Consider the following 17,158-nt stretch of genomic DNA (forward strand, 5'->3'; position numbering starts at 1 on the left):
CCGTGCCCTCACTGCCCCGCGTCGGAGGCGCCGCCGACGCCCTGGCCTTCGGGCTTCGCGGGCATGGGCTTGATGGGCTGGCCGTCCCTCAACAGCTGCAGGCTGCTCACCACCACCTGCGTGCCCCCGTCCAATCCCCCCGTCACCTCGTAGTCGTTGCCCGTCACCTCGCCCACCTCCAGCGGTGTGCGCTTCGCCACGGTGCCGCCATCGGCGGACGCCACCACGTACACGAAGGACTGGCTGCTGATCTGCGTCACCGCCACCGTGGGCACGGTGAGCGCCTCGCGCGCCTGGTACACCAGCCGGGCGCGCACCAGCTCTCCGGCGCGCAGCCCCACCGTGTTGTCGAAGGCGGCCTTCACCTCCACCAGCTGCGTCGCCGCGCTGGGCGTGGGCGCCACGAAGAACACGGGCGCGGACACCCGCACGTTCCCCTTCTCGTCCAGCACCTCCACCGGCGTCCTGCCCACCTGGACGACGCGCGCCCGGTCCACCGGCACCTGCACGGAGACCTCCAGCGCCTTGCTCTGGTCCAATGACGTGAGCTGCGACTGGGGCGTGACGTAGTCGCCCACCTTCACCGGGATGTCGCCCACCACGCCCGCGAAGGGCGCGCTCACCTCGTAGAAGCCCAGCTGCACCTGCTGCGACTGGATCTGCGCCTCGATGGCCCGCGCGCTCGCCTCCGCCTGCTGCGCCTGCGCCACCGCCTGCTCGTAGTCCTGGCGGCTCTGCAGCCCTTCCTTGAGGAGCTGCGCGCTGCGCTCCCGGGTGCGCCGGGCGAACTCGCGCTGGGCCAGCGCGGAGGCCTTCTGCGCCTGGGTGGCGCGCAGCCCCGCCTGCTCACGACGAGGGTCGACGACGAGCAGCACCTCACCCGTCTGCACGCGTGTGCCGGGCCGCACGGGTATCGCCTGCACGTAGCCGGCGACCTGGGGATACACGCTGATGCTGCTGCGCGAGATGAGCGCGCCCACGTACTCGGCGGCGTCCTGCACCTCGTTGGGGGAGAGCGCCTGGACCTGCACGGGCATCACCATGCCCGCGGCGGCCTGTCCGCCCTGCGGTCCGTCCTCCTTCCCCGAGCCCTTGCACCCCGAAAGCGTCAGGAGCATCGCGCCCGCCGCGCCCCATGTCCTCACCAGTCGCATGCCGCCTCCGCCAGGAACGCCTCGACGCGCGCCTGCTCCAAATCGAACTCGCGCACCACCAGGGCCAGCTCCGCCTGCCGCAGCGCCGCGGCCGTCTGGATGAGCTCCAGGCTGGTGCCGGTGCCCACCTCGAAGCTGCGCCGGGTGAGCCGGTCGTTCTCCTCGGCGAGCCGCTGCTCCTGCGACGAGATGTCCCGCGACGCCTGGGTGACCTCCACGCCGCGCCGCGCCCGCGCCACCTCCACCGTGACGGAGCGCTCCAGCTCCACCACCTGCTGGCGCGCCACCTCCGCCTCCGCGCGGGACTGCCTCAGCCGCCCCTCGCGCGCGCCGCCGTCCCAGAAGGGCAGCAGCAGGCTGGCGCCGATGTTCCAGATGGGGACGTTCACCACGTCGTCCTCCACCGTGAGCGCAATCGTCGTGCTCGTCAGCGAGAGCGACGGCGCGTACTGCGCCTTCACCGCGCTGACCTGCCGCTCGGCGACGGTGTGCCGCGAGCGCGCCGCCGCCAGGTCCGAGCGCCCGTCCACGCCCTCCAATTGACGACAGTCCTTCCGCGCGCCTCGCAGCAGGTCCTCCACGCTCACGCCCTTGGCCAGCCCCACCGCCTGGGGCATCCCCAGCGCCAGGCCGAGCCCCTCGCGCGCCTGCCGGAGGTTCTCGTCCCCGGTGACGACCAGGGCCCGCGCCGCCTCGGCGTCCTGCTGCACGCGCACCACGTCCAGCCGCGTGCCGGCGCCCAGGTCCAACCGGCGCTGCGCCAGGGCCAGCCGCTCCAGCGCGGTGCGCAGGTTGACGCGGTTGACCTCGGCCAGCCGCTCCTGCGCGGCCACCTGCACCAGCGCGCGGGCCAGTGCTCCGCTGAGCTGGCGCCGGGTCTCCGCCAGGGACAGCGTCGCGGCGCGCTGGGCCTCGCGGGCGACGCGGCGCGCGCCGATGGCCTGCAGGTCGAACAGCGGCATCGACGCGGAGAGGAAGCCCACGACGGGCGGCTGTGTGGGCCGGATGCTGCTCCCGTCGCCAGTGCCGCCTCCGACACCGCCGCCGATGCCACCGCCCACGCCGCCCCCCGCGCCGCCGCCGATGAACGTCGTCGCGTCCGGGTCCAGCACGTTGTACTGCACGCCCACGGTGCCGGTGATGGTGGGCAAGAGCCCCGCCAGCGCGATGCGCGCCTGTCCCGCGGCGGACTCCACCTGGGCCAGCGCCGTCCTCAAGTCCGTGGAGCGCTGCCGCACCAGCTCCAGCGCCTCGTCCCAGGACTTCATCTGGATGGGCGCGGGCGGTACCGGCGTCAGCAGCGGGTCCGACACCTCGGGTTGAGGGGGCTGGGGTGAGTCGTCACTGGAGGGGCCGGGCCTGGACGTGCTCGGGTCCTGGGGCGGGGTCTGTCGTGGTGGCTTCGCGGGGCCCTGGACGGGCAGCACCCGGGGCACGCGCGTCCGCTGTCGCACGGCGGGGCGTGGCCGGGCCTGGGCGGGCAACACGCCCGGCTCGGAGCCAGGGTGCGAAAGCAGGAGGACGAGCAACAGGGCGTTCATATCGGGTGCCCTGAGGTAGGGGAGGCACCTGATACCGGCCACGTACCGTGGGGCGAGGCCCCTCCTGCCGGACAGAACCGGCGAGTGCCTGCTCAACAGTGGATGGAGCGGCGCGAGGCTTCGTCCGCGAGCGGTCCGAGCCTCAGCGTCCTTGTTGGAGCATGGACAGACGTTGCTTCACCGCGCGGCTCTGCGGGTCGAAGCGCAGCGCCTCCTCCAGGCGCTCGCGGCCGCGCTCCACCTGTCCCTGCACGACATAGACATCGGCCAGACGGACGAGGGCGTCGGGGTTGTAGGGCTGCAGGTCCAGCGCCTTCTCGAACTCTCGCGCCGCGGTGGTCAGGTCCTTGCGGCGCACCGCGAGCTGCGCGAGCAACAGGTGTGGCTGCACCAGTCCGGAGGTCTCGGGCTTCGAGGCCAGTGTCTCCACGGCCGACAGGCCGCGCGCGTCACCGAAGCTCGCGAGCGTCACCGCCGCGGCTTGACGGACCCACAGGGACTCCGTCTGGAGCAGCGCGACCAGGTCCTCGCTGGCCTCGCGTGCGTTCACGAGGCTCAGTGCCTCGATGACGTCGGTGCGCATCTGGCCGTCCTGCGTGCTCTTCAGCGCGGCGCGCAGGGCGGGGATGGCCTCGCGCTTGTAGCGACGCACGAGCAGCTTCGCCGCCGCGCCGCGCAGGGATGGGGACTCCTGTGCATCCGCGAGCGTGGCCTCCAGCGCGGCGCGGCCCGTCTGGGCGGTCTTGTCGTCGAAGGCGTCCGCGAGCCGCAGGCGTCGCTCCTGTCGCTTCGCGGAGGCGGGCCACAGCTGCGTCATCGCCTGGGCCATGGCCTCCGGTGTCTGTTTCGTGTGGCAGGTGTTGCACGCGTTGGGGATGCCGTGGCGCGTGGTGTTCTGGGGCGCGGGGACGTCCAGCGCGTGGTCCGCGAACTTGTCGAGCACCCCGGAGACGACGGGCGGCATGTGACAGGCCAGGCAGTCCTGTGCGTCGCGCGAGGTGTGTCGGGTGTGCTGCGCGGCCTGGGCGAAGAGGTCCGCGTGGCACTGCTGACAGGTGGCCGAGCCGACGGAGGCCTTCGTCTGGGACTTGTCGGGGAGGTTGAGCTCGTTGGGGGCGTTGGGCTCGTGGGGCGCGGTGTGACAGGTGAGGCAGGTGGCGCCGCCCTTCAGGTGACACGCGGACTGGATGAGGGCCTGGTACTCGAAGCTGGAGGTGCTGGGGCGGCCGTCGGTGAAGTAGTCGCCGGAGCGCTCGTTGCCGAGGAAGAGGACGATGGGCTGGTAGAAGTCCTCGTAGCGCTGGCCGGGCTGGTAGCGGTGCGTGGTGTCGAGGATGGGGAAGAGGGGACGGCGCGGGCCGTGGCACTGCGCGCAGACGGCGAAGCCCAGCTCGGTGGACAGCTTCGACGGTTGGACGATGTCCCTGGGCTCCTGCGTGTCCGCGTGGCGCGCGCCCGGGCCGTGGCAGCTCTCGCACGCGACGCCCGCGTCGGTGAAGGCCGTGGTCCACGTGTGTTGGTCGCGGTCATAGCGCGCGTCGAGTCCGGTGACGTGACAGTCCAGACAGGCGTGCTGCGCGCTGCGACGGAAGTTGGTCCAGAAGAATGGATGCTCGGGCGTGAGCGCGCCCTGCTTGGTCTCCGAGTAGTCCACCCACTCGCCCTTGCCGGTGACGTGGTAGTAGACGGGCAGCACCTGCCAGCGGCCGTCGGGCATCACCGCGACGGGGTCCTGCATGCGCTTGCCGCCGATGACCCACTCCACGGGGAACTCGGCGAGCTGACCGTCCGAGCCCTTGGTGCGCATGAAGTGGCGCTCGCCGTCGCGGCGCATCCACGCCTCGCTGGAGTCGCCCTTGAAGTGCGTGCGCTTCGCGTAGTCGCCCACCACGAACTTGCGCGTCCCGGGGGACAGCGCGCGCGAGTGCCAGTCCTTTCCCCACGCGGCGTGCTCGTCCTCGTGGCACTCGCCGCAGGACTCCGAGCCCGCGTAGACACCGCGCGCGGGATGCGCGTCCTTCACCACGGGGAGAGGCGCGCTCGCCTGGACCGGAGCCGCGGGCGCGGGCGCGGGAGTCGGGGGCGGCGAGCCCGGTGAGCGCAGCGCGAGGGTGATTCCCGCGGCGGTGCCAAGCAGCGCGAGGAAGACGAGGACGAGCAGGACGGGACGGGCGGGGCGCATGGCGGGCGGAGCCCTGAGCCTGCCCTTCGCGCCTTGTCATGACAAGCTGGGCTCCCAGGGATGGCGGGGCTTGGCCACCCTTCTGGGTCGGAGGCTCGGACGGTGGATGGGCTGGCGGAGAGGCGCTGTCAGTGGATTGCTCCTGCAGCCTGCCTGCTGGGTTTGTCTTCACATGGGACGACGTCTGGCTTCTCTCGGGGGGCGTTTCGTCCCGCGCAGGGTTGACCCTGGCGCACCGCGAGGGGAGGCTCTGGGGCGATGCTCAAGCTCCAGTGGCTGCAGGTCCACCGTTTCCGCTCCGTGAAGCCCGGCACGCGGCTGTCGTTCAGCCCGTCCTTCAACGTGCTGCTGGGACGCAACGGCACGGGGAAGACGCTGCTCCTGGACCTGGTCGCCGCCGTGGCCAGCTCGGACTTCACCACGCTCGCGGCGGAGCCGTTCGACCTGGAGTACGCGCTCGCCGCGGACACCGGCCACATCACCGTGCGGGTCCGCAACGAGCCGGTGCCCCCCCAGAGCGGCCCCGTGGCCGCCGGCCTGTTCATGGACATCGTCGTCTCGCCGCGCGACATGGCCTGGCCATTGGTCATCCGCCGCGAGGGACTCCAGGTCACCGTCTCGCGCCAGGACGACGCGTCGCTCGTCGTGCAGGAGCGCCTGGCGCCGGAGGTCGCCGGTCGCCTGTGGCTGGTGCTCATGTCCGGAGGCATCGCCTGGGTGGAGAAGACCGGCGAGGGCTCGGCCACCGTGGAGCCGCTGCTCGCCATGGCGCGCGAGGTGTCCGCGCTCGCGGGGCTGAGCCGCTTCGACGAGGGGCTCGCGTACTTCGAGCAGCTCTATCAGGTGGAGCTGCGCCTCTCCCGGCGCGCGGAGGGCGTGCTGGCCACGGGCACGGGGCTCGCGTCCGAGGCGCTCCTGGATGGCCTGCGCCGGCTCGCGGCCGCGCAGTGGGGCTCACCGCGCTTCGTCGTCCCGTCGGACGCGGTGCCCTTCCTGCGCGACGCGGCGCGGCTGCTCGGCTTCACCTCCGCGGAGGCCGTGCTCGTACCGGTGGTGGTGCCGCCCGAGGGCAAGTACGAGTCGCTGACGCTCGGCGGGCTGCAGCTGGACTTCCTGGGCCCCGCGGGGACGCGGGTCTCCGCTCGCCACCTGGGCCACGGCCAGAAGCGGCTGCTGGCGCTCCAGCATTACCTGGCCCGGGCGCGCGCGGTCGTGGTCGCGGACGAGGTGGCCCACTCGCTCCACCCTCAGCTGGTGCGGGCCAGCGTGGAGCCCCTGAAGGGCCGGCAGAGCTTCTTCACCAGCCAGAGCCCGGGCCTGATGGACCTGCTGTCCTTCGACTCGGCGGACCAGGTGCGCTCGAGCCTGGTGCTGTGCCGCCGCGACGAGGCCACCGGCCTCTTGTCCTGGGAGAACCCGTCCCCAGACGCCGCCGAGCGCCTGTTCACCGCCACCACCGCCACGCCCGGCCAGCTGGGCACCCTGCTGCAGACCCAGGGCCTCTGGTAACCCCGGGACGCCCGCCCGCACCCCAGGCGTCCGCGAGTCGACAGCCGGCGCACCGCGGCAAGACTGTTGCCGTGTCGCGTCAGGTGCTGGCCTATCCTGCCCGCAGGTGGGGAGGGAACCGCGATGCCGATGCTGTCCGTGAATGGAACCGAGTTGCATTACGAGGATACGGGTGGCTCGGGTGAGCCCATCCTCTTCAGCCATGGGCTCCTGTGGAGCACGCGGCTGTTCGACCCGCAGGTGGACGCGCTGCGAGGGCGCTACCGGTGCATCGCGTATGACCACCGGGGGCAGGGCCGCAGCGCCGTCCCCGACGTCAGCGCCATCGACATGGAGACGCTGTACCTGGACGCGGTGGGGCTCTTGGAGCAGCTCGACGTGGGGCCGTGTCACTTCGTCGGCCTGTCGATGGGCGGCTTCATCGGGATGCGCATCGCGGCGCGGCGGCCGGAGCTGTTGCGCTCGTTGACGCTGATGGAGACGTCGGCGGACCCGGAGCCGCTGGCGAACGTGCCGCGCTACACGCTGCTCAACCTCATCGCCCGGCTGGCCGGCCTGCGTCCGGTGGCGGACCCGGTGATGCGCATCATGTTCGGGCGCAACTTCCTGTCGGACCCGAACCGCGCCGAGGAGCGGGCGCTGTGGCGCGCGCGCCTGTTGGAGAACCGCCGGGACATCTGGCGCGCGGTCAACGGGGTGATTCGTCGCAACGCGGTGTCGCACGAGGTGCCGAGCATCCGCGTGCCCACGCTCATCGTGGTGGGCGAGGAGGACGTGGCCACCGTCCCGGCGAAGGCGGAGCGGCTCCACCAGCTCATCCCCGGCTCCCGACTGGCGCGACTGGCGCGAGGCGGGCACTCGTCCACGGTGGAGGAGCCCGCGCTCGTCAACGCGGCGCTGGGCTCCTTCCTGGAGTCACTGGAGCGTCCGCACGCATCGCCCCGCGTGGGACTGGGCTGAGCGGACCATCCCCTCGCCGCGATTCGCTCGCGGCGAGAGGGCCCGGCTCACCCCTTCAGCCCGAGCAGCTTCTTCGCCGTGCGCGACAGGTCCTTGTCCATCGCGGCCTCGGGGATGTCGAGCAGGGCCGTCGCCACCACCTTCCCCGCGCCGTGCGTGTTCTCACCGGCGAGCTTGAGGTAGGTCCCGAAGCGGGCGAGCCGCTCGGGGTGCGAGCGCGCGAGCTCCACCCGGGCGAGCAGCGCCTGGGACAGCGCCGCCTTCGGGAACTTCTCGAACAGGTTGCGCAGCGCCTGTCGCTCCATCGCCTCCGGCCGCGTCTCCGCCAGTCGCACGGCGGGCTCGAGCATCGCCAGCCCGAAGGTCTTCAGCGCGGTGGACACCACGTTGGGCTTCCAGCCATCCACGAACGCGGAGAGCAGCGCCTCCGCCCCACGCACGTCTCCGAGCACCCCGAGGGCATACACGGCGGCCTTGGCCCCCTCGTCGTCCGTGTCGCGCTCCTCCACGGCGTGGACGAAGCGGTCCAGCACCTCGGTGTCCCCCAGCCACGCGAGCGCCATGGCCGCGCGACGTCGCACGTCCTGGGACGCGTCCCCGTAGAACACCTGTCGCAGCACCGGCCACGCCTGCGTCAGTCCCAGACCCTCGAGCTGGTCCACCGCCGCCTGTCGTCCCTCGCGGTTCGACTCCGTCAGAGCGCGCTGCGCGAAGGGCCGCAGCCGCTCCTGCCGCTCCCGAGCGAGGCGCGCCACCGCCTCCGGCCCCCTCTCCCGCGCCTGCACGTCGTCGAGCACCTCGCGCACATAGAGCCCGAGCCCGCTGTCATGCCGCCTGCGCGACAGCCCGTCCAACAGCACCCGGGCCTCGGGCCTCCCCAGCTGCCCCAGCACCTGGACGGCCGTGCGATGCACCCGGTGGCTGTGATGCTCGGCCAGGGCGCGCTTCACCACCTCCAGCGCCTGCTCCCGAGGACGTGCCACCACCGCGCGCACCACGAAGGTGCTCGCCGCGCCGTCGCTCCACGCGGGATACAGCGACTCCAGCAGCGCGTCCGTGCCCAGGCCCGCGTAGTAGTGCGCGGCGTGCGCCGCGGCCTCGTAACGCGTCAGCTCCCCGCGAGCCCGCTTCCTCAGGGCCTCGCCCGGATGCAGCGGCGCCTCGGGCTTGCGGATGCGGATGCTCGGATGCGTGGGCACCGGCTCCAGCGCGCCCGCCTCCACCTGCACCGCGCCCGCCAGCCGCACCAGGGCGATGCCCAGCACCTGGTACACCTTGATGAAGTCCTCCAACCGCTCCGCCGGGTCCGTCCGCTGCGCCAGCGCCTCCAGGAGCGCCCCGGGCTTCTCCAGTCCCAGCTCCCGCAGCCGCGCCACCAGGGGCTCCACCGCGCGCGGTGACACCGAGGGCAGTCCGTTCGAGAACCGCTCCGCCAGCTCGTCGCGCACCTCCGCCAACGCGATGGCCGCCCGGGACGCGCCCGCCGCGCGCGCCGCCTCCGCCCAGCCTCCCCGTGGCACCGCCACCGGCGCCTCGACGCGCGCGCTCCTCCGACCGCGCCGAGGCTCCTCGTGCGGCTCCTGTTGCCCCAGGCCGCGCAGCTCCAGGCCCTCGGAGGTCTCCACCACCACCGCGAGCGGGAAGAGCGTGGGCAGCGCGGCCTCCAGCCCCACGTTGCCCAGCACCACCTTCAGCGTGGCCCCCTCCAGCGCCGCGGACAGGGGCTCGTCGAGTCGCGAGTCCGCTGGGAGGAACAGCCCCCGGTCACCGGAGTCCACGAGCTGCGAGCGCTGCCCGCTCGCCAGCAGCGTCTGCACCCGCAGCGCCACCGGGAACAGCTCTGGCGCGAACACGTCCTTGCGATGCTCCTGGAAGGCCGCCAGCGCCGCGCCGACGTCCGGCAACGCCACCTCCACCAGCCGGCGAAGCGCCGCGCCGCCCAGGTCCCGCGTCTTCTCCGTGCCCTCCAAGTCCAGCCGCACCGGCGCGAAGCCGGGATACCGGCCCCCCTTCGCGCCCTCCAGCACCGTGCCCGCGTGGCTCCGCTTGGGCTCCACGCTCCGGAGGAACGCGGGGAGGATCTGCTTCTCCGCGTAGTGCGCACCCGAGCCCAGGTCGATGAAGCGGCTCTCCCGGATGACGAAGTTGTCGGGTGTGGTGCGGGTGGTGAACGCGTACTCCAACAACCGCAGCCCCTCGACGGGCGCGCGGTCCTTCTTCGTCCACGTCTTGCCGATGAGCTCCTCGACGTAGCGGTCCTCCAGCACCTCGCCGCCCAGGTGCTTCTCCACCTTGCGCGCGGTGAGCAGCATGTCCGCCATCAGGTCCGTGAAGACGGGAGGCTCGAATGTCCCCGTGCGCGCCGCCGCCTGCTCCAGGAGCCCCGCCACCTCCACCGCGCGCGCCGCGAGCCTGCGCAGCCCGTTCGCGCGCAGCGCCTCGCCCAACGTGCGCACCTGCGCGGCCCGGTCCTCGGACAGCGCGGCCACGCCGGACATCCCCAGCTCACGCACCAGCGTGGACACCTGCGCCACGCCGGACCTCATCAGCTCGGCGGTGTCCGTCTTGCCCTTCTTCACGCTCTTCTTCGCGGGCCCCCCCGCGCCCACGGGCGCCGCGTCGGTGGTGACGAAGGCGTCGGGCGCGCGCGACCACGCCACGAGCAACGCCGCCGCGTGCTTGCAGAAGGGCCGCGAGCGCGCCGCCATGCACGAACACTTCCCCTTCACCTCGCGCCCATCGCCGAACACCAGGGACACCTTGTACGGCGAGGCCCCCGAGCCCGCCGCGTCCGCGAACAGCCGGTTCTCGAAGCGCGACAGGTGCGTGAGCTGCTTGTCGTCGAAGATGCGCGCGCCCTTCGACAGCTCGTCGCGGTCGCGGATGATGTCCGTCAAGGCCCCCATGCCCGGGGCCAGCCTTCGCACCTCATCCATGGCGAGTCTCCTTGTCGGCGTCGAGCAGGGACGTCAGGTCCTGGTTCCGCATCACCCGCTCCACCACGTCCACCAGCTTGCGAGGCGTGCACCCGAAGCACGGGATGCCCATCGCGGTGAGCTTCTCCGCCATGACGGGGTCGTACGAGGGCCTGCCTCCGTCCGACAGCGCCAGCAGGCACAGCACCTTCGCCCGCGAGTCCACCAGCTGCCGCAGCCGCGCCACCAGCTCCTCGGCGTCGCCGCCCTCGCACAGGTCCGTGATGAGGATGAAGAGCGTCTTCTCCGGGCGCTCCACGTAATGCGTCTGCGCATACGCCACCGCCCGGTTGATGTCCGTGCCGCCGCCCAGCTGCGCGCTGAAGAGCACCTCCACCGGGTCCGACAGCACGGGCGTCATGTCGACCACCTCGGTGTCGAACAGGATGAGCCGCGTGCGCAGCACCTCCAGCGACGCGAAGATGGCCGCCATCACCGAGCTGTACACCACGCTCTCCGCCATGGAGCCGGACTGGTCCACCACCAGCGTCACGTCCCACTCGTGGTGACGGCGCTGGTTGGGCCAGAAGTAGAAGCGCTCGGGGACCAGCCGGCGGTGCTCCGCGTCCCAGCCCTTCAGGTTCTGACGAATCGTGCGCTTCCAGTCGATGTTGCGCGCAATCGGCAGCGGGCTCGTCCTGTCGCGCCTCAGCGCGCCGAACACCGCCGTGCGCACGGTGGACTCCAGCTTCTTGCGCAGCGCGTCCACCACCTCGCGGACGATTTGCCGCGCCAGGGACTTGGCGTCCTCGGGGATGAGGCCGCGTGCGCTCACCAGCGTGGTCACCAGCTCCACGTTCTTCTCGAGGAAGGGCAGCGTCTCCGGCTCGAAGAGCAGCTGGGTGAGGCCCTTCTTCTCGATGGCGTCCTTCTGGACGAGGGCAATCACGTCGTCGCGGAAGAAGCCGCGCAGCGCGCCGAGCCACTCGGGGATGTACGGCCGTGAGCCGGAGGACCCCGCGCTCTTCTCGCCGTAGACGAAGGACAGCGCGTCATCCAGCGCCTCCAGCTCCGTCTGGCCCACGCCCACCGCGCTCGCACCGGCGCCCAGCGCGTGCAGCGACGGACAGCTGCCCGTCTTCTCCGCGGCGGGGCCCAGCGCGAGCCGCCAGCGCAAGAGCGCCTCGCGGTCCTCCGGTGCCAGCTCCTTGGGGTCCACGCTCATAGCAGGTCATCCAGGTCGGCGAGCGCCTTGCCCAACTCGGCGCTCATGTCCTTGAGCTTCTCGGTGTCCTTCTCCGCGAGAATCGTCTTCACGGCCCGGCCCTTGTCTCCGAGCTGGCGCACCGCGACGACGTTCTCCAGGAGGTATCGCCGCTCGGTGGGACCGAGCACGCCCAGTGCCCTCCTCAATACCGGGAGGGTCTGACGGAAGCGCTCCGGGTCCACGCTCGACAGGAATGCATCCAGGGCCCGCACCACCTCGCGGTTCTTCACCAGCACCAGCGCGTTGACGCGCAGGAAGCCCTCCAGCCACGACGCGCCCGCCTCGGGCTCCACCGCCAGCGACAGCCGCAGCCCCACCTCGCGAGCCACCTCCGACTCACTCAGCTCCTCGGCCAGGTACAGCAGCCCCGTGGCCAGTCCCGACGTCGCCGGGTGCACGACGGTGCTCGACATCAACCCGCGCGCCTCGACGAGCCAGCCGGCCTTGTCCGCCAGCGGCTGTGCGAGGGCCACCTCGTGCAACGTCCTCAGCGCCGCCATCATCGAGGGCACGGCGTCCTGGGCGCAGGCGCACGAATCGGACACGCGCAGCAGCGCGCGAGCGAAGGTCTTCTGGCACAGCGCCGCCACGGCCTCGTCGCCCAGCGCCGTATGGGTTCGCGAGGTGCCATAGGCCACGAGCCCCGACAGCGCCCGCGAGGCCGAGGCGAGCGAAGGCAGGTCCGCGTCGGTGGCCGCATGGCCATCACAGGCGCGCAGGGCCGAGGCCATCGTCTGGGGACAGCCGGTGATGACGGACTCCAGCAGCACCGCCGCCGCCGTGCCCGTGGACTTGGCGAGGCTCAGTTGCTCCTGGAGGACGCGCGTCGTCACCGCCTCGAGCGAGTCCCCGAGGACGATCTTCTCCACCAGCGCCACGTCGGTGGATGGCGTCCACTGCGCCTGCCAGGCCTCCCGCACGCGCGTCAGCGCGGCCTGTCCTCCCGCCTCCTGCGCCGTGGCCTTCTGCTGGCCAGTGGCGGCGAGGCCCGCGTAGGGAATGCCCACCACGCGCAGGCGGTGCAGGAAGACGGAGGAGCCCACCTCCACGGGGTTGTTCAACCGCAGGGTGAAGGTCTCCGCGCTGTCGGTGCTCGGCAGTCGGCGTGACTCGACCTCGCGCCAGAACTCCGCCTGCAGCGAGTTGCGGCCGATGCGGCTCGCGACCCGCCCCACCTGGTGCCCCACGACGCTCTTCCACAGGAAGTCGTCGACGTGCGTTGCATCCCCGCGGCACAGCGTGGCCACGGTGGCCTCGCGCAGCTCGTCCAATCCAGGTGCGCTCTTCTCGCGAAGGTCCGCGAGCGTCACCGCGAGCCGGTACGCCTCCAGCACGTCGGACAGCGACGCGGTGAAGCCACGCATGCGCAGGTGTCCCGCGAAGTCGATGAGCACCTCCAGCGTGGCGCGCCGGAAGTCGCACTGGGCCTCGTGGGCCTTCTGGTAGAAGTGCGGCGCGCGGTTGCCGGCGCCGTAGCCGAGCTGCTCGGACAGTCGAGGGAAGCTGTACGGAATCACCGTCACCGCGCAGGGCACGGCGGTCGGGAGCTTCGCCTCCAGCGTCGGGTCCACGTCCCGGGCCAGGAACGCCGCCACATGGGCCGCGCCCGCCACCACGGCGATGCGCTCCGGAGGCACGCCGCTCGCGATGACCTCCAACACCTGACGCGCCATGAAGGCATCGCGCCAGCGGTGGTAGTCCGGCCGAGGGCCCGCGTTGAGCACGTCCGCCCAGGCGAGCAGCACGGGCCGGAAGCCCTCGGGCGTCCAGTCGGGGGCCTCGAACATCGCCTCCCACAGCTCCTCGAAGGAACGGTAGCCGCGCTCGCGGGCGAAGCGCGCGGTGAGCGGCTCCTCCAGGCGGGCGCACGCGGAGTCCTCGGCGTCCGCCTCGGAGGAGGGTTCGCCCTCGAGCGCCACGGCCTCCAGGTGACGGTCCACGCCCAGGCTGACGCCGACGGGGATGTCGATGAAGCGGGCGTGGGCGCCATGGGCCTTCGCCCAGCGCAGGGCGGCGTACTCGGGCGAGTAGTCCGCGAAGGGCCACAGCGCGGACCCTGGGGTGTCGTCGGTGCGGTAGCCGAGCAGGGCGATGGGCGGCTTCGTCTCCGCGTCACACAGCACATCCACCAGCTCCGAGGCGTCACAGGGGCCCTCGATGAGGATGACCTCGGGCTTCACGTGCTCGAGCCAGCGCGTGAGCACGGCGGTGGTGCGAGGCGAGTGGTGGCGCACCGGGAACAGGTGGGCGCCCAGGAGCAGGTCCAGGTCCATCAGCCCCTCAGGAGCTTCTTGCTGGCGGAGTACAGCTCCTTCCACGCGCCGGGGCGGCCCTTGGCCACGGTCTCCATGTATTCGCGCAGGGCCTTCACGTCGTCGGCCTGCTCCTTCACCACCGCGCCCACGAGCGAGGCGGCCAGCTCCTGCGCGGTGACCTTCCCGCCGCCGAACTGCTGCGCGAGGATGGAGCTGTTGAACAAGACGCTGATGGCCTCCGCGGTGGAGAGCACCGCGCCCGGCGTGCGGACCTTCGTCTTGCCATCCTTCGTCACGCCCTCGCGCAGTTCCTGGAAGAGCGTGAGCAGCATGCGCGACAGCTCCTCGGTGGGCGGGACGCCGACCTGATAGTCATTGCGCAGCTCGGCCTCGCGCCTGGTGACGATTTGGATTTCCTGTTCCAGGTCATCGACGATGGGGACGGTGACGAAGTTGAAGCGGCGCTTGAGGGCGGCGCTCATCTCGTTGACGCCGCGGTCGCGCGTGTTGGCGGTGGCGATGAGGTTGAAGCCGCGCTGGGCGCTGACGACTTCGCCGAGCTCCGGGATGGAGACCTGCTTCTCGGAGAGGAGGGAGATGAGGGCGTCCTGAATCTCGGGGGAGGTGCGCGTCACCTCCTCGAAGCGGGCGAACTTGCCGGTGCGCATGGCGCGCAGGACGGGGGAGGGGACCAGGGCCTCGGGGGTGGGGCCCTGCGCGAGCAGCAGGGCGTAGTTCCACGAGTACTTGAGGTGGTCCTCGCTGGTACCGGCGGTGCCCTGCACGATGAGGGCGGAGGTGCCGCTGATGGCGGCGGAGAGGTGTTCGGACAGCCAGCTCTTCGCGGTGCCGGGCTCGCCGACGAGCATCAGCGCGCGGTCGGACGCGAGCGTGGCGATGCAGACCTGGATGAGGCCCCGGTCGCCCACGTACTTGGGCGTGATGGTGACGCCGCCCACGGGCTTGGGGCTCCCGAGGATGTAGGCCTCCACGGCGCGCGGCGACAGGGCCCACCCGGGAGGGCGAGGCTTGTCGTCGTGGGCGGCGAGGGCTTCCAGCTCACTCCTGAACTTCGCTTCGGCGGGCAGTCGGATGTCCGGCATGCGTGAAAGCTACCGGCCCGGTCTGACACGCCACGCTCCGTCAGGTTGTCTCGATAGTGGCGGGAAAACCGACCCTGGAGGAAACGCCTCCAGGGTGGCGACGTAGCAGTTGACCCCCTTGAGGGTTTCGGGCGTGCTACGCCCCATGTACCTGAAGAAAGTGACCCTCGAGAACGTTCGCTCCATCGATGCGTTGGAGTGGGCGCCGTCATCGGCTCCGACGCTCGCGGGATGGCACGTCATCATCGGGGACAACGGTGCTGGCAAGAGCTCCGTCCTTCGCGCGATGGCTCTTGCGATGGTGGGCCCCAGCGAGGCTATTGCCTTGCGTCAGGATTGGAACGAGTGGCTGCGATGGCGAACCCAGTCCGGTTCGATTCACCTGACCCTGGATTGGGAATCGGAATGGGACCACTTCGCGGGAGGAGGAAGGGCACCGAAGAACGTCGACCTCCAGGCCCGATTGAGGTTCCAGCGCGCTGAGGCGGGGGCGGTTCAGCTCTCGGGGGAAGCTGTCACAACCGACCCTAACCGGAACATCTGGGGAGATGGCTACGGTTGGTTCTGCGCCTCGTATGGGCCCTTCCGAAGGTTCACGGGGGGAGACAAGGACCAGGAGAAACTGTTCTTCTCCAATCCCAAGCTCGCGCGGCATCTCTCGGTGTTCGGTGAATCCGTCGCGCTGACGGAGTGTCTGGAGTGGCTCAAGCTGCTCCAGTTCAAGAACCTGGAAACGGATGGGAAAGGAAAGGAGGGCAAGCTGCTCGAGGCGCTCAAGCAGTTCATCAACCAGCCCGACTTTCTCCCGCACGAGGCCAGGCTCCACTCCATCAGCTCGGATGGCGTGCGCTTCGTCGACGGCAATGGCTGCGAGATTCCTGTCGAGAACCTGAGTGACGGCTATCGCTCCGTCCTCAGCATGACGTTCGAGCTCATCCGCCAGCTCGTGAAGACCTATGGCGCGGAGCACCTCTTTGCCTCGGGTGATGCGACGACGGTCCAGGTGCCGGGGGTCGTCCTCATCGACGAAATCGATGTCCACCTCCACCCCACCTGGCAGCGCCGTGTCGGGCACTGGTTCCGGAAGCACTTTCCTCACATCCAGTTCATCGTCACCACGCACAGCCCGCTCATCTGTCAGGCCGCGACAGTGGGCAGCATCTTCCGGTTGCCCCGCCCCGGAAGTGAGGAGTCGGGTGGAATGGTCACTGGCATCGCGAGGGACAGGTTGCTGTACGGCAACGTCCTGGATGCTTATGGGACAGGGGTCTTCGGAGACGTGCCCACGCGTTCGGTCGAGGCCATCGCGCAGCTCGAGCGCCTGGCGATGCTCAACCAGAAGGAACTCTCCGAAGGGCTCAATGACAAGGAGCGACAGGAGCAGGAACGCTTGAGGGCACAGACCCCGACGGCCGCGAGCGCGCTTCCCTCTCCTGCCGTGGAGGACCTGCTCAAGTGATTCGTCTGCCGCAAGGGCAGTTGCCAGAAGCCGCTCGCCAAGGGCTCGAGGGATATCAACAGTCCATCGACGCCCTGCCTGACTACGCGGGGCGAGTGGCGCTGGCGAAGAAGCGCTTCTCTTCGCTCAACAAGATTGGCAATCCGACCTTCGACCACGTCAAGTCGACGCTGACGCAGATGTGCTCGGGCGCGCGGCGCTGCGCCTATTGCGAGGACTCGGTCGCGGACGAGGTGGAGCACATCCGCCCCAAGACGCTCTACCCAGAGGTCGCCTTCGCGTGGATGAACTATCTCTATGCGTGCGGCTCCTGCAACGTGCGCAAGAATGACCACTTTGCTGTCTTCGACGAAGCCTCGAACGTGTTGACGAAAGTGGCCCGGCCCCGGCTGGCGCCCGTGACGCCGCCCATTCCTGGCAGGCCCGTGTTCATCGACCCTCGTGTCGAGGAGCCCACGGACTTCCTTGAGCTCGACCTCCGCGACACCTTCTTCTTTCGTCCCAGGGCAACCCCGAAGACGGAGGCGTATCACCGCGCGGAGTACACGATTGATGTCCTGCAATTGAACCTGAGGGAGGTGCTCCCGCATGCGCGTCGTGCCGCCTATTGGGATTATATGGCGCACTTGAACGGCTACCTCCGGGCGAAGTCACAGGGAATGCCCCAGGAGCACCTCGACATGCTGGCACGGCAGGTCCGAACGAGGCAGCACCCCTCGGTGTGGATTGAGATGAAGCGTCAGCATGAGCGTCTTCCCGAGCTGCTACTCCCGTTCACCCTCGCTCCCGAAGCGCTCGGGTGGTGAGGTCGAC

The 17,158-nt window shown here is 70.7% G+C and carries 11 protein-coding genes; 4 read left to right on the plus strand and 7 right to left on the minus strand.

All coding sequences use genetic code 11. The annotated features are described in order from the left end of the window. Nucleotides 1–8: 8 nt before the first annotated feature. The 3 genes from LXT21_RS28180 to LXT21_RS28190 all read right to left on the minus strand — a co-directional run bounded on the left by LXT21_RS28180 (nucleotide 9) and on the right by LXT21_RS28190 (nucleotide 4,877). The gene (locus tag LXT21_RS28180; RefSeq protein ID WP_254041286.1) at nucleotides 9–1,154 is read right to left on the minus strand and encodes an efflux RND transporter periplasmic adaptor subunit; all 1,146 of its coding nucleotides are present in this window, start codon (nucleotides 1,152–1,154) and stop codon (nucleotides 9–11) included. Then, the gene (locus tag LXT21_RS28185) at nucleotides 1,142–2,695 is read right to left on the minus strand and encodes a TolC family protein (protein WP_254041287.1); all 1,554 of its coding nucleotides are present in this window, start codon (nucleotides 2,693–2,695) and stop codon (nucleotides 1,142–1,144) included. The genes LXT21_RS28180 and LXT21_RS28185 overlap by 13 nt, the downstream gene beginning before the upstream one ends. A gap of 142 nt (nucleotides 2,696–2,837) precedes the next feature. Beyond that, nucleotides 2,838–4,877 (minus strand): HEAT repeat domain-containing protein, encoded by a 2,040-nt coding sequence (locus LXT21_RS28190; RefSeq protein WP_254041288.1) that lies wholly within the window; start codon nucleotides 4,875–4,877, stop codon nucleotides 2,838–2,840. A gap of 258 nt (nucleotides 4,878–5,135) precedes the next feature. Here LXT21_RS28190 and LXT21_RS28195 point away from each other — a divergent pair, with 258 nt between their 5' ends. After that, nucleotides 5,136–6,386 (plus strand): AAA family ATPase, encoded by a 1,251-nt coding sequence (locus LXT21_RS28195; RefSeq protein ID WP_254041289.1) that lies wholly within the window; start codon nucleotides 5,136–5,138, stop codon nucleotides 6,384–6,386. Between the two features lie 123 nt (nucleotides 6,387–6,509). Beyond that, nucleotides 6,510–7,346, plus strand: coding sequence for an alpha/beta fold hydrolase (locus tag LXT21_RS28200; protein ID WP_254041290.1), 837 nt, complete (start codon nucleotides 6,510–6,512; stop codon nucleotides 7,344–7,346). A gap of 47 nt (nucleotides 7,347–7,393) precedes the next feature. Here the strand turns inward: LXT21_RS28200 and LXT21_RS28205 are convergent, their stop codons facing one another. From LXT21_RS28205 to LXT21_RS28220, 4 genes are read right to left on the minus strand one after another with little or no spacing between them, the layout of a single operon-like run. After that, nucleotides 7,394–10,282 carry a HEAT repeat domain-containing protein gene (locus tag LXT21_RS28205; RefSeq protein ID WP_254041291.1) on the minus strand — a complete coding sequence of 963 codons (2,889 nt, stop codon included), beginning with the start codon at nucleotides 10,280–10,282 and terminating at the stop codon, nucleotides 7,394–7,396. Then, nucleotides 10,275–11,486, minus strand: a complete 1,212-nt coding sequence (locus LXT21_RS28210; RefSeq protein ID WP_254041292.1) for a VWA domain-containing protein — start codon at nucleotides 11,484–11,486, stop codon at nucleotides 10,275–10,277. Before LXT21_RS28210 ends, LXT21_RS28205 begins: the two co-directional genes overlap by 8 nt. Then, nucleotides 11,483–13,801 carry a DUF5682 family protein gene (locus tag LXT21_RS28215; protein ID WP_254041293.1) on the minus strand — a complete coding sequence of 773 codons (2,319 nt, stop codon included), beginning with the start codon at nucleotides 13,799–13,801 and terminating at the stop codon, nucleotides 11,483–11,485. The genes LXT21_RS28210 and LXT21_RS28215 overlap by 4 nt, the downstream gene beginning before the upstream one ends. Further along, nucleotides 13,801–14,886: an ATP-binding protein gene (locus LXT21_RS28220; protein ID WP_074959152.1), complete on the minus strand. Its 1,086-nt coding sequence runs from the start codon at nucleotides 14,884–14,886 to the stop codon at nucleotides 13,801–13,803. The genes LXT21_RS28215 and LXT21_RS28220 overlap by 1 nt, the downstream gene beginning before the upstream one ends. Nucleotides 14,887–15,547: 661 nt before the next feature. Between LXT21_RS28220 and LXT21_RS28225 the strand changes: the two genes are divergently transcribed. Beyond that, a complete protein-coding gene (locus LXT21_RS28225) occupies nucleotides 15,548–16,345 on the plus strand; it encodes an AAA family ATPase (RefSeq protein WP_254041294.1) in 798 nt (265 codons plus the stop codon). Continuing rightward, nucleotides 16,342–17,151 carry an HNH endonuclease family protein gene (locus LXT21_RS28230; protein WP_254041295.1) on the plus strand — a complete coding sequence of 270 codons (810 nt, stop codon included), beginning with the start codon at nucleotides 16,342–16,344 and terminating at the stop codon, nucleotides 17,149–17,151. Before LXT21_RS28225 ends, LXT21_RS28230 begins: the two co-directional genes overlap by 4 nt. The last annotated feature ends 7 nt before the right edge of the window (nucleotides 17,152–17,158 follow it).

It is taken from the genome of Myxococcus guangdongensis, assembly GCF_024198255.1.
GTDB classification, from domain to species: domain Bacteria; phylum Myxococcota; class Myxococcia; order Myxococcales; family Myxococcaceae; genus Myxococcus; species Myxococcus guangdongensis.